This is a genomic window from Amycolatopsis sp. NPDC049868, from assembly GCF_044461365.1.
In the GTDB taxonomy this organism is placed as follows: Bacteria; Actinomycetota; Actinomycetes; order Mycobacteriales; family Pseudonocardiaceae; genus Amycolatopsis.
Genome location: NZ_JBITKV010000002.1, coordinates 225,303 through 244,578, shown reverse-complemented (window position 1 = coordinate 244,578; position 19,276 = coordinate 225,303). Strand labels below are relative to the sequence as shown.

The following is a 19,276-nucleotide window of genomic DNA, read 5'->3' as shown; positions in this document are numbered from 1 at the left end:
CGAGCCGGTATGGGCAGCAAAGCGAGTGAACAGCGCAATCGCGTCGCCACGGCGCTCGAGCGGGTCCGGCACCAGATCGGGCTCGTCCTCGGCGCCGCCGCCGGCGCCCGCCAGGCCGCCGAGGCGGAACTGGCCAAACTGGAACTGGAACGGCACATCGTCCGGGTGGGGATGAACAACTCCACCTCGGAGCAGTACACCGAATGGTCGCGACATCCCGCCGCGAACGAGGTGTTCGGCCTGCTGAGCAGCGTGCGCGGCCAGTTCTACGCCGACTGGGAAGCGGGCCCGAACGCGTTGCGCGAACTCGTCGCGAGCAACGCGCCGGGGCCCGCGAGCCGGCAGCCGGGCAACTGGCTCGGCCGCGTCGGCGGGAATCCCGGCATCACCGCGCCCGGGCTGTGGCGCATCGGCTCGGCGACCGTGCCGGGCAAGGACGTCCCGCGCACGTTCGACGTCGCGCTCCCCCTGCTCGACGAGTCGCATCTGTCCATCACGTCGGCGCCGAAGACCAGGGCCGCGGTGGACGGCATCGTGCAGAACCTGCTGATGCGGATCCTGAGCACGTTCGAACCCGGAGCGGTGCGCATCCATTTGTGGGACGTCGGGCAGCTGACCGCGATCCTCCCCGACCTGTACCCGCTGAGCCGCACCAGCGCGCTCACCCTGTACGACCCCGGGCGGCTTGAGGACCTCCTCGACGAACTGGCCGGGCACATCCGCCGCATCCACGCGACCGGGATGCAGGCGGGGCACACGTCGCTGCGGGAGATCCGGCGGGCGAGCGGCCAGCGCGTCGAACCGTTCCGCGTCGCGGTGCTCTACGGCAACGGCGAGACCCTCGAACCGGAGCGCGCCCGCGAACTGAAACGGGTCGCCACCGGGGCGCTCGCGGCCGGGATCTGCCTGATCCTGATCGACGTGCCGACCATGCTGTCGACGTCGGTCGAATCGCTGAGCCTGCACGACGAACGGCGTGCGATGACCAGCATGACCGGCCCCGACCTGGTCGTCGACCTCGACCCGCCGATGCCGTCCGGGCAGGTCATCCGCGCCGCCGGGCGGATCGCCGAAGCGCTGATCGCCAAACAGGGCGGGCCGCGCGCGTTCGCCGACCTCCTGCCGACCGAGCTGGGCAAGGAGAGCTCGGCGCGGGAGCTGCGGGCACCGGTCGGGTTCTTCGAGGGCGAGCCGGTGGAGGTCGTCATCGGTGACGCCAGCCCGCACGTGCTCATCGGCGGGCCGAGCGGTTCGGGGAAGACGAACTTCCTGTACTCGCTGCTCGGCAGCTTCGCGGCGCGGTACTCGCCGGACGAACTCGCGCTGTACCTGCTGGACTTCAAGGAAGGCGTGTCGTTCGCCGGACTCGCGCCGGGGCGGCGGGACGCCAGCTGGCTGCCGCACGCCAAGCTCATCGGGGTCAACGTCAATACCGACCGCGAGTTCGGCCTGGCGCTGCTGCGCTATCTCGCCGACGAGCTGCGCCGCCGGTCGGCCGCGGCGAAACTGCACGAGGTCACCAACCTCGCGGACCTGCGTGAGCAGGACCCGGGCGGGCACTGGCCGCGGATCGTCGCGGTGATCGACGAATTCCAGTACCTGTTCGCCGGCCGCGACGGCGTGACGGCGACCGCGACCCAATTGCTGGAGGACATCGCGCGGCGAGGCCGGTCCCAGGGCATCCACCTGGTGCTGGCGAGCCAGGACGTCGCCGGGATCGAGGCCTTCTGGGGCAAACCGGCGGTGTTCGAGCAGTGCACGCTGCGGATCGCCATGCCGAAGGCGCGGCGAGTGTTGTCCGAGACCAACAACGCGGCCGTCTCGGCGCCGAAGTGGCACGCGGTGATCAACCACGATTCCGGTGTGGCGCACGGGAACCAGCTGGCCCACGTACCGGACGCGAGCAGCAAGGACGTCTTCAACAAGCTCCAGCACCGGCTCTGGGAGCGATACTCGGAGTCGTTCAAGCGGCCCAGGTTGTTCGACGGCGCGCATTCCCCGGTACTGGAGCAGTTCCCGGCGTTCACCGACCTGAAGCCGACGGACAAGCCGCGGGCGCTGCTCGGCCAGTCCATCGACGTCGACGAGGCCGCCTGCGGGGTCGAACTGCCGAAGGCGCCGGGGCGGAACGTCGCCGTCCTCGGCGCGGCCACGGCCGAGGCACTGTCCATCATGGACTCCGCCGCTCGTTCACTGGCTCGGCAGCATCCGCACGGCTCGGTGGAGTTCGTGCTCTCGTGTCCCATCGAAGCGTCCGTCCCCGCGGTGGCCGAACTCGCCGAGCGCCTGCGCACGGAGGGACACCAGGCGAGCCTGGTCGACGATCTTCCCGCCCGGGTAATCGATATCGCGGAAAATCTGTCCTCTTTGGACAGAGCGCAGGTGTTGTTGCTGTACGGCGTCGACGCGTCGATCCCCGCGCTGGAGGCGAAGGCACCCGGACAGCTCAAGAGCGGCTTGGATCAGTTGCGGGTGCTGCTGAAGCAGGGCCCGGCGCACGGTGTCCACACCATCGGCTGGTGGCGCAGCATCGCCCGGCTGAAGGACACGCTCGGTTTCGCGGGCACCGACGACATCGGAAGCTGGGCGGCGTTGGACGTCCAGGGCAACGAACTGTCACCGTTCGCCGCCGGTCAGGTCGTGCACTGGTCGCCGCGGCCGGGCCGTGCGCTGTTCTTCGACCGCACCACCCACGGCGCCCCTGAGGTGATCATCCCGTTCCAGCGTCCGGAAGGGCTTCTCGATGGATGACGGCATCACCGCGGCCATGCGGTACAAGGAGATCGTCGGCCTCGCGCGCGCTTCGGCGGAGAACCTCCGCGACTGGGAGATCGGCCGCGCGGACGAACTGGAGGCCCGGCTCGCCGAGGCGCACCAGGCCGTCGCGGACGCCGCCGAACGCGAGCAGCGCGCCGTCGACCGGTGCACGCGCTGGTGGAAGATGGCGCAGCACAACGTCGAAGGACTCTCGTGGCTGCCGGAGGACGAAGAACCGCGTCCGGTACCGACCGCGCGGGCCGGGTACCTGGAGAAGTACCTGGAAGAGGTCAAGCCGAGCTACCAGGAACTCGTGCAGGCCGTCCTTTCCCTGGGCTGGCGCGCCAAACGCTCCTGACCCCGCGAGTCGTCCCTCCGATCACGCGAGTTCGCCTTCCAATCACGCGAGTTACGCCTCCAAGCACACGTACTCGATCGGTCACCAGTGACCGGACGGACGACTCGCGTGACTGGATGGACGACACACGTGATTGAAGGCGTAACTCGCGTGATTGGGGACGGAACTCGCGCTACGCCTTCGGCAGGTAGGGGCCGAAGATCCTCTCCAGGTGGTCCGCCAGGTCCCAGAACGTGTCCTGGACCGGGTTGCCCGCGCTCGGCCGGAACCGCAGCACCTGCGGATCGTGGTCGCTGGCCTGCGTCGCGAACTCGGCGTTCAGGTGCACGACGTCGTAGTCGAGCCCGCGCGGCGCCCTCGACGCCAGGATGTGGTCCAGCACCTGCGACTGACCCTCGAAAACGTAGCTGTACCGCTCGTTTTCGGGCAGCGACGCGATGAGATCCTTCAGCGCGCCACCGGCGGTCAGCGTCCGCACGGCGGGCGAGAACGGGTAGTCGTTCAGGTCACCGGCCACGACGATGTTCGCGTTCTTGTCCGAAGCGAGCAGCTTGTCGACGAAGCCGCGGAGCAGGGTCGCCTGCTTGGCCCGCTGCACCTCGGAACTCCGGACCGGCGGCTGGTTGCGGCCGTGCGTCGGCTGGTCGCCGCCCTTGGAGTTGAAGTGGTTCGCGATGACGAACACGGTGCGGCCCTGGAAGACGAACTCACCGGCCAGCGGCTTGCGGCTGGCTTCCCACGCCTCGTTCCCGGGCTCGACGCGGCCGGGCGAGACGGTCAGGTGGGTCTTGCCGCGCTCCTTGACCACGCCGACCGGAGTGGTCGCGTCGCCACCCTTGCGGTCCACAAAGGACACCCGAGCCGGGTTGAACAGGAAGCCGACGCGGATGTTGCCGCCGGGCTGACCGCCGTCCTTGCCGTTCTCCGGATCGATCTGACGCCACTCGTAGCGCGGGCCACCGGCGGCGACGATCGCGTCGACGAACTTCCGCAACGTCTGATCGGCGGCGACGGTGCCGTCGTTCGCCGGCCCGTTGTTGTCCTGGATCTCTTCCAGGTTCAGGATGTCCGGCTTCGCGAGGTTGGAGGCGATGGCCTTCGCCAGCTCGCCGAACTTCTCGTCACTGTCCAAAGCGGACAGGTTCTCGACGTTGTAGGTCGCCACGGAAAGCTCACCGCCGCGCTGCGGGCGGGTGCTCTCGCGCTGCAACCCGTTGTCCTTGGCGGCGCCCAGTTTCGTCGCGAACAGCGTGTAGCCGCCGAAGTTGCTGTACTCGACCGGGCCGGCGGTCTCGCCGGTGAGCACGTCACCGGTGTTGACCTTCGGGAACGGCTGCTGGGCGAACGGGATCAGCGACGCGACCTTGAGCACGCCGGTGTTGAGCCGGTCGTAGTCCAGGTACACCGCGCCGCCGCGGACGCTCGGGTTCTGCTTCGGCTTGGTGGTCACGTAAAGCTCGTTGAACCGCGACGTCGGGCCGACGACGCGCGCGTCGGAGACACTGACGATCTCGCTTTCGTGCGTCTCCCAGAAGTCCAGCGAGTACTTCGCGGGCTCCAGCGGCAACGGCTCGATGCTGCCGCCCGGCGCGGGGGCGACGGTGTCCGGGACCGTGTCCGGCGTGACGACGGTCGGTGCGGGCAGGGCGTTTCCGCTGGAGTCGACCGTCCACTGTGCACTGGTCAGCTCGGTGAGCGACTGGTACGGCGAGGTCGCCGGAGCGTCCGGGTAGAACTCGCGGACGGTGCCGGTGGCGGTCACCGCGTCACCGACGGCCACGGCGGGCGTGGTCGAGCCGGTGAAGACGAACAGCCCCTCGCTGGTGCGCGGGTCGGCGTCGGGAGCGGTGTCGGTGATCCAGAACCCGCGCGCCGAACCGAAGCTCCGGATCGCGGTGACGACGCCGGTGACCCCGGCGACCTTCCGGTCCTTGAGCGGCGAGATCCGCGTGGTGCCCTGGATGTCGTGGATCTTGGCGTCGACCGGCGGCGGGCCGGTCTCGCCCGGCGTCTCACCCTTGCCGTTGGTCGGCGTGGGCGCGCCGGAGGTGAAGTCGGCGGCGTTGTCGTCGGTGTCCGCGAGCGTCGCTCCCCTGGCGACGGACGCGGTGTTGGACGGCGCGGGTGCCGCGGCCCCCTCGCGGATGACGGCGGTGGAGCCGAAGCCCACCAGATCCTTGATCCGGCTGTCCGCCGCGCAGTCGGCGGCCGTCTTGCAGGTCAGCGCCGTGGTGCCCTGGACGAGCGCGATGGTGCCGGCGGTCGCGGACAGGGCCAGCGAACCGGTGGCGTCCGGCGTCGGCAACGCGACCGTGCCGCCCGAGCCCTTCGCCTGCGCGACGAGATACCGGGCGCCCGGCGCGACGCTGCCGGTCAGCGGCGTGACCTGCCAGCTGTTCCCCGACGCGGGTGCGTACTGGACGCTGAAGCCGTCGAGGCTCACGGCGGCCGCGCCGCGGTTCGCGAGCTCGACGAAGTCGTTGGTCAGCGTGGCGCCCGAGTTGCCGCCACCGCCGTAGACCTCGGCGATCACGGCGTCGGCGCTGGGCGCGGCGAGCGCGGCCGGAGCGGTCATGCCGCTGACGACCAGGCCCGAGGCGAGGGCCACGGTCAGGGCCCGTCTCCGGGCAGCACGTCGGGATGTGGTCACGCTGAGTCCCCTTTTCACAAGATCGGTCGAGGCATACTCCCCCGAACAAGTGAAATGAGGAAGACGTCAAGGCAACGATTCGTCACCGCTAGGCCGTTCGGACCCCTGCTTTCGCAGGTTTCGGGGCTGGTTTCGCCGTGTTCCTCCGTGAGAGGATCGGGATCCGCCGCCTGTTACGCACCAGGAGGCGTTTTTCATGCGCAGACTGCTTTGCGCGCTCATCGCGGCCGGTCTCGTGATCCCCGTTCCCGCGGCGGCCGCCGGACCACCGGGGAAGGCCGCGTTCGACGTGATGACCCCGGCGAGCACGGTCGCGTCCCGCACCGACCGGCGGCCGAACGCGGGCGGAGTCTTCGACCCGGTCGCGCACAAGACCTTCATCTCGTGGTCCGGCAAGGCCGCGGACACCTACGTCCAGGCATACGACCACCGGACCGGCGTCTGGACGGCACCGAAGAAGATCGCCGACGGCGAATCCGATCCGCACAACTATCCGGCGATGCTGCTGGCGGGCGACGGGCATCTGCTGATCTTCCGCGGTATGCACAACACGCGGACCGTGATCAGCCGCGCGCCGCTCGCCCATTCCCTCGATGGCACCTGGACCGCCAGCGAGGTGCCCGAGGGTGATTCGGCGAGCTACCCGATGCCGGTGAAGACCGTCGACGGCACGCTCTTCCTGTTCTATCGGGAGACCACCGGCGAACTGGATCCGACGGCGAACTCCGACTTCCGCCCGATGAAGTACCTCGTTTCCCGCGATCACGGGAAGACGTGGAAGAACTCCGTGCAGCTGACCGGGAAGCGGTGGGCTTTCGGCTCACTGGGCCGGGCGGACCACATGGACGAGGTCTACGTCGGACAGCTGCGATACCTGCCGTCGTCCGGGCGGATCCACTTCGTCTACACGCTCGCGGGCGGCGGGCCGGCGCAGCACAAGCACGACGTCTACCACCGGAACGTCTATCACCTGTCGTTCGACGTCCGCACCCTGCGCTTCTTCTCCGCGGCCGGCCACGACCTCGGCACGCAGGTCGACGACGCCGAGCAGGAGCGGTATCTCAAGGTCGTCGAAACCCCGCTCGAACTCCCCGGCGGGCTCAAGTCGCCGGACTACATCCTGCAGGTCGGCACCCAGCGCGACGGCAAACCGTTCGTCACCTGGTTCCGGTTCGACGCCGCGGGCACGCCGCGCGATTTCGCGGGCGCGTGGAACGGCCGGAACTGGGAAGTGCGCGAAGTCGCGAACGGACTCCGATTGCGCGAGATCGAACAGCTCAATGGCGGCACATGGCGCGTTTACGGAACGCGCGACGGACAACCGAACATCGAAACGTTCTTGCTCGAGAACGGCCGCGTCTGGCGACCGGAAACCTTGATCACCACGCCGAAACCGGTCCAGCGCGTCGAAATGATCACCGGTTTCCGGGATCCCGCCCGCATTCTGGCGACCGGCGCGTCCAGTGCCCGTGACGTCTCCGTGGCCGACGGTGACATTTATGTCGCGGGCATCCCGCGGAAATAGCCCATTGGTGTTCCGCTGCCTTAAATGAACCTCAAGTCCGGGTACAACCCGGCATTTCCGGAGCTACCTTGGCGACGTGAGCGAGGACACAAATCCTCCCTCACGTCGCCGGAGGAGGTGTCCGATGAACTGGCTCATCGTCGGTACGGCACTGGTTCTGCTGCTGAGCATCGCCTTGGCCGTCGACCTGCGCGACCGGAAACGCGGCGGACGCCCGGTGGCCCCTTTCGGCGGGGCACGGCTCGACGCCGTCCTGCGCGAGGCCGACCTGGGCGAGCGGCACATGACCTCGTGACGCTCGCCGGGGAGGGCGAGCAGGGGGAACTGGGGGCGCACCGCCGGTGCACGGGACCCGTCGGGGGAGGACGGAGCCCGTACACCGGCGGTGCGTCATTTCCGCCTCGCGAGCGGCAAAGACGGCTCTAACCGTCCTTGCCGCTCGCGAGTTCCTGCCGCGCCTTGTACTTGCCGATGAGCGACTTCGCGCCGGCGACCGCCGCCTTGCCCGCGCCCTTCGCGCTCGCCGCGAGGAACGTCGTCCAGTCGAAGTAGTCGCGCCACAACACGATCCGGCCGTCGCGCACTTCGAACGTGCCGCATACCCAGAACTCGGCCTCCCACGCGCCGCGCCGCAGGACGTCCGTGCGCTCGGTGAGCACGATCGGGCCGTCGGCGGCGATGTGGTGGGTGCGCGCCTCGAACCCGCTTCCGTAGCGGGCCATGGTGCGCAACTGCTTCTCCACCGCCGAAAGGCCGCGAGCAGGAGGCAGCGGAACGTTCTGATAGACGATGTCGATCGCGACGAAACCCAGCGCGCGGTCGATGTCGAGCTCTTCGAGAGCCTGAAGGAAACCGGTCACCACAGTCTTCGGATCCGTCATGTCCGCCAAGGCTAATCCGGTTTTGAACCACCGGAAGGTCACAGCCGTATCACAGGAGGAGAGGGGCCGCTTTCCCTGACAACGGAGGTATCGATGCGACGGCGACTGCCGATGGCCCTGTTCGCCCTGGTCGCCTGGGTGCTCGCGGGCTGCTCGACGGCCACGGGCGCGGCCCCGGCGGCACCGGGTGCCAACCAGGCCGACATCACCTTCTCCCAGCAGATGGTGCCGCACCACCAGCAGTCGATCCAGGTCGCGAACCTGGCCTCGGAACGGTCGGCGTCCGAGTACGTGAAGGCCACCGCCGCCAAGATCGTCAAGGCGGAGTCGGCCGAAGTCCGGACGATGACCGCCTGGCTCCAATCATGGAACGCTGCCGTGCTCCCCGCGGCGGGCCACGCCGGGCACGCGATGCCGGGGATGATCACCGAAGGGCAGGTCGCGTCGCTGCAGAACCTGACCGGCGCCGAATTCGACAAGGTGTGGCTCCCGCTGATGGCCGAGCATCTGCGCAACGGCGTCGCGATGGCCAAGACGGTGCTCTCCTCCGGCGAGCACGCCGAGACGAAAGCGCTGGCACAGGAGATCGTCGAGAACCAGACGGCGGCGATCGGCGAGATCACCGCGCAGCTTCCTTGACCCCCTGAAGACCCCGGAAGACCCTCCGGTATTGTTCTCGGCGGTGGCGTGTCCGAGCGGCCGAAGGAGCACGACTCGAAATCGTGTGACGGTTAATACCCGTCCGTGGGTTCAAATCCCACCGCCACCGCAGCGAAGAGCCGGTCTCCACGGAGACCGGCTCTTCTGCGTTCGCGCTACTTGTTGAACTTGTCCTTGAGGTCCTGCACGCCGCCTTCCGCGCGGTCGCGGAGGTCGTGCCCGGCCTCCTTGACCTCACCCTCGGTCTGGTCGGCCCGGCCGGAGTTCGCGAGGTCCTGGTTGTCGGTCTTCTCGCCGAGCTTCTCCTTGGCGGCGCCGATGGCCTGCTCGGCCTTGTCCTTCGCCTTGTCGAAAACGCTCATGGCGGATGTTCCTCCTTCGACTGCGGCCACCGTCTGCGGCCGCCTGTCCGGAGAGTTACCCGTGAAGCGGGGTCCGACACATCCTTCACCCGGTGCGGTTACCCCGCTGCCCGTGGAAGAAGTCTTCGAGCAGGGCCGCGCATTCGGCCTCCAGGACACCGCCGACGACCTCCGCGCGGTGGCTGAGCCGCCGGTCGCGGACGACGTCCCACAGCGACCCCACGGCCCCGGTCTTGGGCTCCCAGGCGCCGAAGACGACCTTCGCGACCCTGGCCATCACAAGGGCTCCTGCGCACATCGTGCACGGCTCCAGCGTCACCGCGAGCGTGCAGCCTTCGAGCCGCCAGCCGTCGCCGTAGATCTTCGACGCGGCCCGCAGCGCGAGGATCTCCGCGTGCGCCGTCGGGTCGCCGAGTTCTTCGCGGGCGTTGCGCGCCGAAGCGAGCGGTCTCCCGTCCGGTGACAGGACGACCGCGCCGATCGGCACGTCTTCGCCCGCACCTCGCGCCGCGACGATCGCCGCCCGGACGGCGGCGATGTCGGCGGTGGAGGCGGCGGGGCTCAGATCTCGTCCAGGATCTTGGTGAACTCGGCGGCGAATCCACACCGCTGCGCGACCATCTGGAGCTGTTCGTCCGGATAGAGGTCGACCTCGCCGACGATCACCTGCAGTTCGGCCCCGGGCAGTCCGAGGTCGGACAGGATCTCCAGGTCGCCTTCCGGCCAGACCGCGTCGTCGTCCTCGTCCGGCGGGTCGACTCTCAGCACGTCGAGGACGTCGGCGGCGATGTCGTAGTCGAGCGCCGCGGCGGCGTCGGACAACAGCAGCGACGGGCCTCTCGGGCTCGGCCGGACGATCACGAAGAACTCGTCGTCCACCGCCAGCAGCCCGAACGCGGCCCCTGTCGAACGCAGTTTGCCGAGCTCGGTGATCGCAGCGTCGAGCTCGCCGAGCGCCCCCGGATCAAGGGAACTGCACCGCCACCGACCGTCCTCCCGCACCACGGCCACCGCGAACCCCGTGATCGGCTCTTGCACCGCCATGCGCACACCGTATTCCGCCCGCATTCGGAACGCACGCACGGTGCGCCCGAAGCGCCGCATGCGCCACTATCGAGACATGACCGGACCCACCGACCTGCCCACCCTCCCCGACGCGCGCTTCGCCGGATTGCTGGACGAAGCCCGCGCTCTCCAGACGAAAACCGTAGAGCTCCGCCGGGAGATCCACCGGAATCCGGAGATCGGCCTCGACCTGCCGAAGACCCAGGCCTCGATCAAAGCGGCCCTGGAGGGTCTGCCGCTGGAGATCACCGAAGGCAAAACGACCACCTCGCTGACCGCCGTCCTCCGCGGCGGGAAGCCCGGCCCGGCGATCCTGCTCCGCGGCGACATGGACGCGCTGCCGCTGCACGAGGACACCGGGCTCGACTTCGCCTCCGAAGACGACGGCGCGATGCACGCCTGCGGGCACGACACCCACGTCGCGATGCTGGCGTCGGCCGCGCGGCTGCTCTGCGAGCACGCCGACGAGCTGGCCGGGTCGGTGGTGTTCATGTTCCAGCCCGGCGAGGAAGGCGAGCACGGCGCGCGCCACATGATCCATGAGGGCGTTCTCGATGCCGCGGGTGAGCGCGTCGAGAAGGCGTTCGGCCTGCACATCTTCACCTCGGCCGCGGCCGGCGTCGTGCAGACGCGACCGGGCCCGATCATGGCGTCGGCGAACAGCTTCCACGTCACCGTCACCGGCCGGGGCGGGCACGGCTCGGCGCCGCACCAGGCGATCGACCCGGTGCCGGCGGCGGCCGCGATGGTGAGCGCGCTGCAGACGATGGTGACCCGCAAGGTCAGCGTGTTCGAGCCCGCGGTGGTGTCGGTCACCCGTATCGAGACGGGGACCACGACGAACATCATCCCGGAGACGGCGTTCCTGGAGGGCACGATCCGCACGCTGTCCGAGCGGACGCAGGCGTTCGTGCGCGAGGAACTGCCGAGGGTGTGCGAGGCCGTCGGCGCGGCGCACGGCGTCAAAGTGAGCGCCGAGGTCCTCCCCGGCTACCCGGTCACGGTGAACGACCCCCAGATCGCGGCGCGGGTGCTGGACCTGGCGGGCGAGGTCCTCGGCGCCGGCAACTCCGAGGTCATGGAGAACCCGGTGATGGGCGCGGAGGACTTCTCGTACGTCCTGCAGCGGGTGCCGGGCGCGTTCGCGTTCCTGGGGGCCTGCCCGCCCGGCGCCGATCTGGCCACGGTGGAGGCGAACCACTCGAACCGGGTGGTCTTCGACGAGGACGCGATGGCCAACGGTGTGGCGATGTACGCCGCCTTCGCGCTGGACGCCCTTCGCTAGTCATTACACAACAGCGTTGATTTAATGGGTGCCATGAGCGATGACACCCTGGCCGTTCTGGCCGCACAGGAGGAGCGCCTGGTCTTCCGCCGGTTCGACAACGAGACCGCGCTGGAGTTGGGCGCCCACCTGCTCGCGGCGGCACGGGACCGCGCCCTCCCGGTGACGGTCTCCGTGCGCCGCGGCGGGCAGCGGCTGTTCCACGCGGCGTTGCCGGGCACCTCGGCCGACAACGACGCGTGGATCGACCGCAAGAGCCGCGTCGTAGACCGATACGGGCACAGCTCGTTCTTCGTCGGCGAACAGTTCCGCGCGAAGGGCACGACGTTCGAAGCCGACTCCCGCCTCGACCCTGATCGGTACGCCGCGCACGGCGGCGTGTTCCCGGTGATCGTCGCGGGAGTGGGCCCGGTCGGCACCGTCGGCGTCTCGGGACTGCCCCAGGCCGACGATCACGCGTTCGTCGTCGAGCAACTGGAGCTCTTTCTCGCCGCTTTGTCCTAAGTAGACACTTCGTACCGGCGGCGCGCACGTCGCGAAAGCCACTTTCGGGACATCAGATGTCGCGAAAGTGGCTTTCGCGACACGCGCCCCGGGTCAATCGTCCCGACTCTCAGGACAACTGTCCCGGTGATCGGCCATGCTAGCCTGAGGCGTCACATCATATATCAGATCGGACATGCCAGTGATCTTCTCTCCACGGTTCGAAGAGCGGAAACGGCGGCTGTCCGGGGTGGTGGCCATCCCGGTGACCCCGTTCGACGCCGACGGCGCCGTGGATCCCGAGACCTACGGGCACCTGGTCGACCGGGTGATCGCCGCCGGGATCGAGGTCGTGACGCCGAACGGGAACACCGGCGAGTTCTACGCGCTGGACGAGGCCGAGACCCGGCGCTGCCTGGAGGTGACGGTCAAGGCCTCGGCGGGACGCGCGAGTGTGGTCGCCGGGGTCGGGCACGACGTCCGGACGGCGATCGGCGCGGCACGGCACGCCAGGGACACGGGTGCCGACCTGGTCATGATCCATCAGCCGGTGCATCCGTACGTCTCGGCGGAGGGCTGGGTCGAGTACCACCGCGCCATCGCGGCGGCGGTCCCGGAGCTGGGTGTCGTGCTGTACGTGCGCGACGCGCGGATCGAAGGCGAGCGGCTGGCCAGGCTCGCCGACGCCGCGGAGAACGTCATCGCCGTGAAGTACGCGGTGCCGGATCCGGTGCGCTTCGCCTCGGTGGCGCGGGACGCGGGGATCGATCGCTTCGGGTGGATCGCCGGGCTGGCGGAACTGTCGGCGCCGGGCTACTTCGCCGTCGGCGCGACCGGGTTCACCTCAGGGCTGGTGAACGTCGCACCGTCGCTCTCGCTGGAGATGTTCCGTGCGCTGCGGGACGGCGACTTCGCCGGGGCGATGACGGTCTGGGAGCGGATCCGGCCCTTCGAGGAGCTGCGGGCCGCGGACGGCAACGCCAACAACGTGAGCGTGGTCAAGGAAGCGTTGGCACAACTGGGTTTGTGCCGCCCCGACGTCCGGCCGCCGAGCCGGCCGCTGACCGGCTACGAACGTGGCGAGGTCGCCGCGATGCTCGAAAAGTGGGGACCGCGCCAGAGGTTTTCCTGACCGGGCGCACGCGTGCTGGGCGTGCGCCCGGCGACAGGTCAGAGGTCGTGGCCGTCGACGATCGCGGCGTGGCCCTGATGGGCGCCTCGGGCGTGCCATACGGCGCGGCGGGCGGCTGCTCACCGGCGAAGCCGGCGGGACCATGAGCGCGAAGAACGAGGTCTTGGCCGGTGCTCCTGTCTCCGGCCGTAGCTCGCGACCGGACGGAATCGGGGGAAATTTCCCTCGATGTCTTCGACTGTACGCCGAATCGTGCTGTTTTGGTGAATTGCTTCCGCTCCACCGCCGTGGCACGCTGGACGCAGACCACGGATCGACCGTGGCGTGTGGCCATCAGTGCCTTTCTCGGCGGAACCAGACCTCCTCGGTGATCTGAAGACCGTTGCCGGATTGCCCACCTCCACAGACCGGAACGGTGTGATCTCCCATGACCTCCACCCAGACGAGGCAGGGCAGCGACTTCGCCGAACTGTCCAAATTGGTCAAGGACGCCAGCCTCCTCGATCGGCGGCGCCGATACTACGCGGTGAAGATCTCCTTGAACCTGCTCGCTTTCGCGGGCGGTTGGGTCGCCTTCGCGCATCTCGGTGACTCTTGGTGGCAGCTGTTCCTCGCCGCGTTCTTCGCGATGATGTTCACGCAGCTGTCCTTCATCGGCCACGACGCGGGACACAAGCAGATCTTCCGCGGCCGCAAGGCGAACGACGTCGCCGGGTTCGTCCACGGTGGACTGACCGGGCTGAGCTACGGCTGGTGGATCGGCACGCACACCCGCCACCACGCGAACCCCAACCACGAGGACGAGGATCCGGACGTCAACCTCGCCGCGCTCATCTTCACCAAGGCGCAAGGCGCCGAACGGCGTGGTTTCCTGCGCTGGATGGCGAAGTACCAGGCGTTCCTGTTCTTCCCGCTGCTGTTGCTGGAAGGCCTGAACCTGCACGTGTCGAGCGTGACGGCGATCTTCCAGCGCGGCTTCAAGCGACGGAAGCTCGAATCGGTGCTGATGCTCGCCCACCTCGCCGCGTACCTGACCGCGGTGTTCGTGGTCCTCTCACCCGGCGTCGGCTTCGTCTTCATCGCCGTGCACCAGTGTCTCTGGGGGGTGTACATGGGCTGCTCGTTCGCCCCGAACCACAAGGGCATGCCGACGCTGTCGGCCGGGCACAAGCTCGACTTCCTGCGCAAGCAGGTGCTCACCTCGCGCAACGTGCGCGGCGGGCGGGTCGTGGACTTCGCGCTCGGCGGGCTCAACTACCAGATCGAGCACCACCTCTTCCCGAGCATGGCGCGGCCGAACCTCAAGCACGCCCAGGTGATCGTGCGCGAGTTCTGCGCGAAGCACGGCATCGACTACGCGCAATGCGGCTGGGCGGCGTCGTACGGATACGTCCTCCGGCATCTGCACGAAGTCGGAGCGCCGTTGCGTGCTCGACCGGCCGTCGCGCGCTGATCGTCCGCCCCCGAACCCCGAAACAACCGAATAGAGGATCACCATGAACGCCGACACCGTCCCCGTCTCCCGCTACGAGATCCGGGTCGACACCGTGAAGAAGATCGTCAACGAACACACCGAACTCGACAACGAGGCGGCGTTCGCGCTGGCCGTGCACATGGTGCGGGCGCTCGACACCGTCCCGGAGCCCGTCCGCTAGGACCGTGACCGGGGTTACTCGCGCGTTAACAAGGCGTCAGCGAGGCGTCGCGAAGCGTCAGGGAGACGTTGCCGCGACGGCCGGGCCGCGTCGATCGGAGTTGTGCTGAGGAGGCACTGACCGATCGACGCGGAGGTAACCGTGACGCTCAGCGAGCTCCTGCCCAGCCTCGGCTGCGAGGCCGCCGACCACCTCGAACCCGGGGTCTGGCCACGGAGCACCCGGCTCGGGCCGGGCGGGGAACTGCTGTTCGCGGGCGCGCCGGTGTCCCACCTCGCCGCGAGGTTCGGGACGCCGGCGTACCTGCTCGACGAGGACGAGGTCCGGCAGAACGCCCGCGCGTACCGGAAGGCGCTGCCGGACGCCGAGGTGGCGTACGCGAGCAAGGCCCTGTGCACCCGCGCGGTCCTGCGCTGGGTCGCCGAGGAAGGTCTTTCCCTCGACACCTGCTCGGCGGGCGAGATCGCGGTGGCGCGGTCGGTCGGCTTCCCCGCCGAGCGGATCCTGCTGCACGGCAACGCGAAGACCCCCGAAGACCTCAAGGCCGCCTTGTCCTACGGCGTCCGACGGATCGTGGTGGACTCGCTCGACGAGATCGAGCAGCTCGGCGCGCTGGCCACCGGCGCGCAGCAGGTGCTGATCCGCGTGACCCCCGACGTCTCGGCCGGCACGCACGCGGCGATCACCACCGGCACCGAAGGGCAGAAGTTCGGCTTCTCGCTGCGCGAGGAGGTCCGCGACAACCTCGCGCGCGCCGTGTCCGCCGTGCTCGCGCAGCCCGGGCTCCGGCTCGCCGGGCTGCATTGCCATATCGGTTCCCAGGTGTCGCGGGTGGACTTCTACGAACTGGCCGCCCGCAAGATGGTCGGGGTGCTCGTCGCACTCCGCGAGAGCCACGGCGTCACCCTGCGGGAACTGGATCTCGGCGGCGGGCACGCCGTGCGCTATCTGCCCGGAGACACGGGTTTCGACATCGACGGTTATGTGCGCCGTCTGCGGGTCGCGCTCGCTTACGAATGCACCTCGCACGGCTTCCCGCTGCCGAAGCTGACGATCGAACCGGGCCGCGCGATCGTCGGTCCGGCGGGCATCACCGTGTACCGGGTCTGCGCGGTGAAACGCGGCTCGCGCACTTTCGTCGCCGTCGACGGCGGGATGAGCGACAACGCGCGCCCGGCGCTCTACGGGGCGGCGTACACCGCCCGGCTGATCGGCAGGCGCAGCCGCGCCGCCCGACGGCCGATGACGGTGGTCGGACGGCACTGCGAATCCGGCGACGTCCTCGCCGACGGGCTCTCGCTCCCCGACGACGTCCACCCCGGAGACCTGCTCGCCGTCCCATGCACCGGGGCATACCACCACTCGCTCGCGTCGAATTACAACCTCGTCGGGAGGCCGCCGGTGGTCGGCGTCTCCCGCGGCACCGCGACACTGCTCGTCCGCCGCGAGACCGAGGAGGACCTGCTGAAACGCGACCTCGGCTGACGCGTCATCCGAAAACCTCGGCGCTCGGCCTATCGCACGACAGAATCCTCCGCGCGAAGGCGCCGAGAAAGAGAATCACGACAAACAACTTAACGGCGGTAGCATTCTGGACACTTATCGATACGCTGCGCGACAAGAATCGCATGCCGAAACAAAGGGAGGGACGGCATGGGTGACGAACCACGCGCGCAGATGGAGCAGCGCACACCTAGAGGTTTGGACAATACCGATCGCACTCTGATCGCTCTACTGCAAGTCGACGGGCGGGCCTCGTTCACGGCCTTGGCCAAGGCCGTCGGGCTGTCGGAGGGCGCCGTGCGGCAGCGCGTCCAGCGGCTGCTGCGGGACGAGACGATGCAGATCGTCGCGGTCACGGATCCGGCGAACGTCGGGCTCGGCCGTCAGGCGATGGTCGGGATCAAGGTGCAAGGCGATCCGCGGGCGGTCTCCGACCAGCTCTCCGGAATGCCGGACATCCACTACGTCGTGCTGACCGCGGGAGGCTACGACCTGCTCGCCGAGGTCGCCTGCCGGGACGACGAACACCTCTTGAGTGTGCTGAACGACGACATCCGGCCCATCCCGGGTGTCGTCAGCACGGAGACCTTGGTCTATTTGAAACTCGCAAAACAGACATACGCCTGGGGCAACCTGACCCGATGACAACACGCCCCACGCCATGAACGGGACGTTCCTTGCAAATTTCGCAAGGAACGTCCCGTTCATGGCACTCGTTCGAGGGTCAGACGCAGTGCAGGTACGCGTCGGGAGTCCGCCGCCCGGAATCAAGACCGCGGAGGACTTTCGGCAGCACCCCGCTGTACAGGACCCCCAGCCGCTGCGTCGCCCGCGTCAGCGCGACGTACAGCTCCGCCTCACCGCTCGGGCCTTCCGCGAGGATCCGCTCCGGATCGACCACCAGGACGGCGTCGTACTCCAGCCCCTTCGCCGCGGACGGCGCGATCGCGCCAGGCACTCCCGGCGGCCCGATGACGACCGCCGTCCCCTCGCGCCCCGCCTCTTCACGGACGAACTCGGCGACGGCATCTTCAATGTCCAATTCGGACAGTCGCCGCGCCCACGGCCGCACCCCGCACGAACGCACCGATTCCGGCGGTACGACGTCTCCCGCGAAACTCGCCAGCACTGACGCCGCCACCGCCATGATCTCCGACGGCGTCCGGTAGTTGACGGTCAGTTTCCGGTACAGCCACCGATCGGCGACGTACCGGGAGAGCATCGCGTCCCACGACCGCGCGCCGGACGGCGACCGGCGCTGCGCGAGATCCCCGACGACGGTGAACGACCGGCTGGGGCAGCGCCGCATCAGCACCCGCCAGTCCATTTCGGACAGCTCCTGTGCCTCGTCGACGACCACGTGGCCATAGGTCCAGTCCCGGTCGGCGGCGGCGCGTTCCGCCAGGTCCCGCTCGTCGCGTTCGGCGAACCGGTCCGCCAGTTCCTCCGCCATCAGCACGTCCGTCGGCCGGAGCGCGAACTCGTAATCGTCGTGGTCGTCTTCGACCTCGACGATCTCCAGCACCCGCTCGGCGTATTCCTTGCGCGCCAGCCGCCGCCGTTCCTCCGCCCGGCGCTCGGCGGTGCGGTCCCGGCCGAGCAGTTCGACGGCTTCGTCCAGCAACGGCACGTCGGACACCGTCCACGCGTCCGCGGCCTCACGGAACAGGGCCGGATCGGCCCCTGCCGCCCGCAACCGCTCCGGCGAGGCGTAGAGGTCGGCGAGCAGCCGCCGCGGCGTCAGCGACGGCCAGAGCCGATCGAGCACCGCGCCGAGCTCCTCACTGGCTTCCAGGTCCCGGCGGGCGTTCTCGATCATCTCCGGGCGGGTGTGCTCGTCGTCCGCCGGCAGCCAGCCCGCGCCGATCCGGTCGACCGCGCGCACGACGAGCGCGGCGATCACCGTGCGGTCGAAAACGGCCTTGGCCTCGTTGTGCGGCAGGCCGCTTTCCCTGGCGACCTCGCGCGCGGCCGCCGCGACCTCGGCGTCCAACGGCACGGTGACGTCGTCGAGTTCGATCGGCTCCGCTTCGGCGGGCAGTTCCTGCCGGTCCGCCACCGCCGCCGCGAGCACGTCCAGGATCTCCAGCGAACCTTTGATCCGCTGGACCCGCGGCGGATCCTCGCGTTCGGTGTGCAGACCGGCGACAAGGTCACCAGGTGTCGCGAAGACGGCGCTGGTCTCGCCGAGCGACGGCAGGACACGGCCGATGTGGTCGAGGAAGCCGCTGCTGGGCCCGACCACGAGCACGCCGCGGCGTTCCATGCGTTCCCGTTTCGTGTACAGCAGGTACGCCACGCGGTGCAGCGCCACCGCCGTCTTCCCGGTGCCAGGGCCGCCCTCCACGACGACGACACCCGCGTGGTCCAGCCGGATGATCTCGTCCTGCTCGGCTTGGATCGTCGCGACGATATCCCGCATCCCCTCGCCGCGCGGCGCGTTGACCGCGGCCAGCAACGCGGCGTCACCCCGTTCCCCCGCCGATTCCGGACGGCCGAAGACCTCGTCGGTGAAGTCGAGGACCTCGCGCCCGAGGGTGCGGAATTGACGGCGCCTGGCCATTCCTTCCGGAGACGCGCCCGTCGCGCAATAGAACGCCCGCGCCGCCGGCGCCCGCCAATCCAGCACCAAGGGTTCGTAGTCGTTCTCTTCGTCGAAAAGGCCGATCCTGCCGACGTACGAACGTTCTCCCGAAAGGGCGTCCAAACGGCCGAAACAAAGACCCTCGTCGGCGATCTTCAGCCTGGCCATCTCACGGGCCTTGACCCCGACCGAGTCCTCGCGCTCGACCAGCGCGAGGCCTTCTCCCCGCAGCGCACCGGCGTACGCCTCCTTCACCCGTGTACGTTCCGCGTCCAGCCGTCCGTAGAGCGACGCGACGTACCGCCGCTCCGATCGCAATTCCTCGTCGTACCCCTGATTTGACAAGTTCCCCTCACAGCGGTTAGACTGACAACAC

At 69.0% G+C, this 19,276-nt stretch carries 18 protein-coding genes and 1 tRNA gene; 13 read left to right on the top strand and 6 right to left on the bottom strand.

Annotated elements, in window-relative coordinates:
- Positions 1 to 9: 9 nt before the first annotated feature.
- On the top strand, positions 10 to 2,751 hold the full coding sequence (locus ACIBTM_RS09255) for an FtsK/SpoIIIE domain-containing protein (RefSeq protein ID WP_395876021.1): 2,742 nt from the start codon (positions 10 to 12) through the stop codon (positions 2,749 to 2,751).
- Entirely contained in the window at positions 2,744 to 3,115 is a 372-nt protein-coding gene (locus tag ACIBTM_RS09250) for a hypothetical protein (protein WP_395876020.1), read from the top strand. The genes ACIBTM_RS09255 and ACIBTM_RS09250 overlap by 8 nt, the downstream gene beginning before the upstream one ends.
- Before the next feature lie 172 nt (positions 3,116 to 3,287).
- On the opposite strand, the gene ACIBTM_RS09245 is transcribed toward ACIBTM_RS09250, so the two are convergent.
- Complete coding sequence (locus tag ACIBTM_RS09245; protein ID WP_395876770.1) at positions 3,288 to 5,690, bottom strand: endonuclease/exonuclease/phosphatase family protein; 2,403 nt, start codon at positions 5,688 to 5,690, stop codon at positions 3,288 to 3,290.
- Between the two features lie 271 nt (positions 5,691 to 5,961).
- Here ACIBTM_RS09245 and ACIBTM_RS09240 point away from each other — a divergent pair, with 271 nt between their 5' ends.
- Together ACIBTM_RS09240 and ACIBTM_RS09235 are read left to right on the top strand one after the other, a co-directional pair.
- On the top strand, positions 5,962 to 7,290 hold the full coding sequence (locus tag ACIBTM_RS09240; RefSeq protein ID WP_395876019.1) for a BNR-4 repeat-containing protein: 1,329 nt from the start codon (positions 5,962 to 5,964) through the stop codon (positions 7,288 to 7,290).
- A gap of 124 nt (positions 7,291 to 7,414) precedes the next feature.
- A complete protein-coding gene (locus ACIBTM_RS09235) occupies positions 7,415 to 7,585 on the top strand; it encodes a hypothetical protein (RefSeq protein WP_395876018.1) in 171 nt (56 codons plus the stop codon).
- Positions 7,586 to 7,712: 127 nt separating this feature from the next.
- On the opposite strand, the gene ACIBTM_RS09230 is transcribed toward ACIBTM_RS09235, so the two are convergent.
- Positions 7,713 to 8,171: a limonene-1,2-epoxide hydrolase family protein gene (locus ACIBTM_RS09230; RefSeq protein ID WP_395876017.1), complete on the bottom strand. Its 459-nt coding sequence runs from the start codon at positions 8,169 to 8,171 to the stop codon at positions 7,713 to 7,715.
- Between the two features lie 93 nt (positions 8,172 to 8,264).
- On the opposite strand from ACIBTM_RS09230, the gene ACIBTM_RS09225 reads away from it, so the two are divergent.
- Both ACIBTM_RS09225 and ACIBTM_RS09220 read left to right on the top strand, forming a co-directional pair.
- Complete coding sequence (locus ACIBTM_RS09225) at positions 8,265 to 8,810, top strand: DUF305 domain-containing protein (RefSeq protein ID WP_395876016.1); 546 nt, start codon at positions 8,265 to 8,267, stop codon at positions 8,808 to 8,810.
- Positions 8,811 to 8,852: 42 nt separating this feature from the next.
- Positions 8,853 to 8,940: transfer RNA gene (locus ACIBTM_RS09220), tRNA-Ser, on the top strand.
- 46 nt (positions 8,941 to 8,986) lie between these two features.
- On the opposite strand, the gene ACIBTM_RS09215 is transcribed toward ACIBTM_RS09220, so the two are convergent.
- The 3 genes from ACIBTM_RS09215 to ACIBTM_RS09205 all read right to left on the bottom strand — a co-directional run bounded on the left by ACIBTM_RS09215 (position 8,987) and on the right by ACIBTM_RS09205 (position 10,237).
- Positions 8,987 to 9,193, bottom strand: coding sequence for a CsbD family protein (locus ACIBTM_RS09215; RefSeq protein ID WP_063271745.1), 207 nt, complete (start codon positions 9,191 to 9,193; stop codon positions 8,987 to 8,989).
- An 85-nt stretch (positions 9,194 to 9,278) separates the two neighbouring features.
- On the bottom strand, positions 9,279 to 9,731 hold the full coding sequence (locus ACIBTM_RS09210; RefSeq protein ID WP_395876769.1) for a nucleoside deaminase: 453 nt from the start codon (positions 9,729 to 9,731) through the stop codon (positions 9,279 to 9,281).
- A gap of 23 nt (positions 9,732 to 9,754) precedes the next feature.
- Complete coding sequence (locus tag ACIBTM_RS09205) at positions 9,755 to 10,237, bottom strand: tRNA adenosine deaminase-associated protein (protein WP_197684721.1); 483 nt, start codon at positions 10,235 to 10,237, stop codon at positions 9,755 to 9,757.
- Positions 10,238 to 10,313: 76 nt separating this feature from the next.
- On the opposite strand from ACIBTM_RS09205, the gene ACIBTM_RS09200 reads away from it, so the two are divergent.
- The 7 genes from ACIBTM_RS09200 to ACIBTM_RS09170 all read left to right on the top strand — a co-directional run bounded on the left by ACIBTM_RS09200 (position 10,314) and on the right by ACIBTM_RS09170 (position 16,961).
- The gene (locus tag ACIBTM_RS09200) at positions 10,314 to 11,543 is read left to right on the top strand and encodes a M20 family metallopeptidase (RefSeq protein WP_395876015.1); all 1,230 of its coding nucleotides are present in this window, start codon (positions 10,314 to 10,316) and stop codon (positions 11,541 to 11,543) included.
- A gap of 33 nt (positions 11,544 to 11,576) precedes the next feature.
- Positions 11,577 to 12,047, top strand: a complete 471-nt coding sequence (locus tag ACIBTM_RS09195; RefSeq protein WP_395876014.1) for a heme-degrading domain-containing protein — start codon at positions 11,577 to 11,579, stop codon at positions 12,045 to 12,047.
- A 175-nt stretch (positions 12,048 to 12,222) separates the two neighbouring features.
- The gene (locus ACIBTM_RS09190; RefSeq protein WP_395876013.1) at positions 12,223 to 13,158 is read left to right on the top strand and encodes a dihydrodipicolinate synthase family protein; all 936 of its coding nucleotides are present in this window, start codon (positions 12,223 to 12,225) and stop codon (positions 13,156 to 13,158) included.
- A gap of 427 nt (positions 13,159 to 13,585) precedes the next feature.
- Positions 13,586 to 14,611 carry a fatty acid desaturase family protein gene (locus tag ACIBTM_RS09185; RefSeq protein ID WP_395876012.1) on the top strand — a complete coding sequence of 342 codons (1,026 nt, stop codon included), beginning with the start codon at positions 13,586 to 13,588 and terminating at the stop codon, positions 14,609 to 14,611.
- A gap of 43 nt (positions 14,612 to 14,654) precedes the next feature.
- Positions 14,655 to 14,813, top strand: a complete 159-nt coding sequence (locus ACIBTM_RS09180) for a DUF6307 family protein (RefSeq protein ID WP_395876011.1) — start codon at positions 14,655 to 14,657, stop codon at positions 14,811 to 14,813.
- A 141-nt stretch (positions 14,814 to 14,954) separates the two neighbouring features.
- Positions 14,955 to 16,298: a diaminopimelate decarboxylase gene (gene lysA, locus ACIBTM_RS09175; protein WP_395876010.1), complete on the top strand. Its 1,344-nt coding sequence runs from the start codon at positions 14,955 to 14,957 to the stop codon at positions 16,296 to 16,298.
- 168 nt (positions 16,299 to 16,466) lie between these two features.
- Positions 16,467 to 16,961 carry an Lrp/AsnC family transcriptional regulator gene (locus ACIBTM_RS09170; RefSeq protein WP_016337981.1) on the top strand — a complete coding sequence of 165 codons (495 nt, stop codon included), beginning with the start codon at positions 16,467 to 16,469 and terminating at the stop codon, positions 16,959 to 16,961.
- Positions 16,962 to 17,040: 79 nt separating this feature from the next.
- Here the strand turns inward: ACIBTM_RS09170 and helR are convergent, their stop codons facing one another.
- Entirely contained in the window at positions 17,041 to 19,245 is a 2,205-nt protein-coding gene (helR, locus tag ACIBTM_RS09165; protein WP_395876009.1) for an RNA polymerase recycling motor ATPase HelR, read from the bottom strand.
- Positions 19,246 to 19,276 lie beyond the last annotated feature (31 nt).

Bases quoted from the DNA above. Each gene is read 5' to 3' on its own strand.
- ACIBTM_RS09190 (WP_395876013.1), top strand. From the start codon at position 12,223: ATGCCAGTGATCTTCTCTCCACGGTTCGAAGAGCGGAAACGGCGGCTG.
- ACIBTM_RS09225 (WP_395876016.1), top strand. From the start codon at position 8,265: ATGCGACGGCGACTGCCGATGGCCCTGTTCGCCCTGGTCGCCTGGGTG.
- ACIBTM_RS09170 (WP_016337981.1), top strand. From the start codon at position 16,467: ATGGGTGACGAACCACGCGCGCAGATGGAGCAGCGCACACCTAGAGGT.
- ACIBTM_RS09180 (WP_395876011.1), top strand. From the start codon at position 14,655: ATGAACGCCGACACCGTCCCCGTCTCCCGCTACGAGATCCGGGTCGAC.
- ACIBTM_RS09215 (WP_063271745.1), bottom strand. From the start codon at position 9,193: ATGAGCGTTTTCGACAAGGCGAAGGACAAGGCCGAGCAGGCCATCGGC.
- ACIBTM_RS09230 (WP_395876017.1), bottom strand. From the start codon at position 8,171: ATGACGGATCCGAAGACTGTGGTGACCGGTTTCCTTCAGGCTCTCGAA.
- ACIBTM_RS09240 (WP_395876019.1), top strand. From the start codon at position 5,962: ATGCGCAGACTGCTTTGCGCGCTCATCGCGGCCGGTCTCGTGATCCCC.
- ACIBTM_RS09250 (WP_395876020.1), top strand. From the start codon at position 2,744: ATGGATGACGGCATCACCGCGGCCATGCGGTACAAGGAGATCGTCGGC.
- ACIBTM_RS09205 (WP_197684721.1), bottom strand. From the start codon at position 10,237: ATGGCGGTGCAAGAGCCGATCACGGGGTTCGCGGTGGCCGTGGTGCGG.
- ACIBTM_RS09200 (WP_395876015.1), top strand. From the start codon at position 10,314: ATGACCGGACCCACCGACCTGCCCACCCTCCCCGACGCGCGCTTCGCC.
- ACIBTM_RS09195 (WP_395876014.1), top strand. From the start codon at position 11,577: ATGAGCGATGACACCCTGGCCGTTCTGGCCGCACAGGAGGAGCGCCTG.
- ACIBTM_RS09185 (WP_395876012.1), top strand. From the start codon at position 13,586: ATGACCTCCACCCAGACGAGGCAGGGCAGCGACTTCGCCGAACTGTCC.
- ACIBTM_RS09255 (WP_395876021.1), top strand. From the start codon at position 10: ATGGGCAGCAAAGCGAGTGAACAGCGCAATCGCGTCGCCACGGCGCTC.
- ACIBTM_RS09235 (WP_395876018.1), top strand. From the start codon at position 7,415: ATGAACTGGCTCATCGTCGGTACGGCACTGGTTCTGCTGCTGAGCATC.
- ACIBTM_RS09245 (WP_395876770.1), bottom strand. From the start codon at position 5,690: ATGACCGCTCCGGCCGCGCTCGCCGCGCCCAGCGCCGACGCCGTGATC.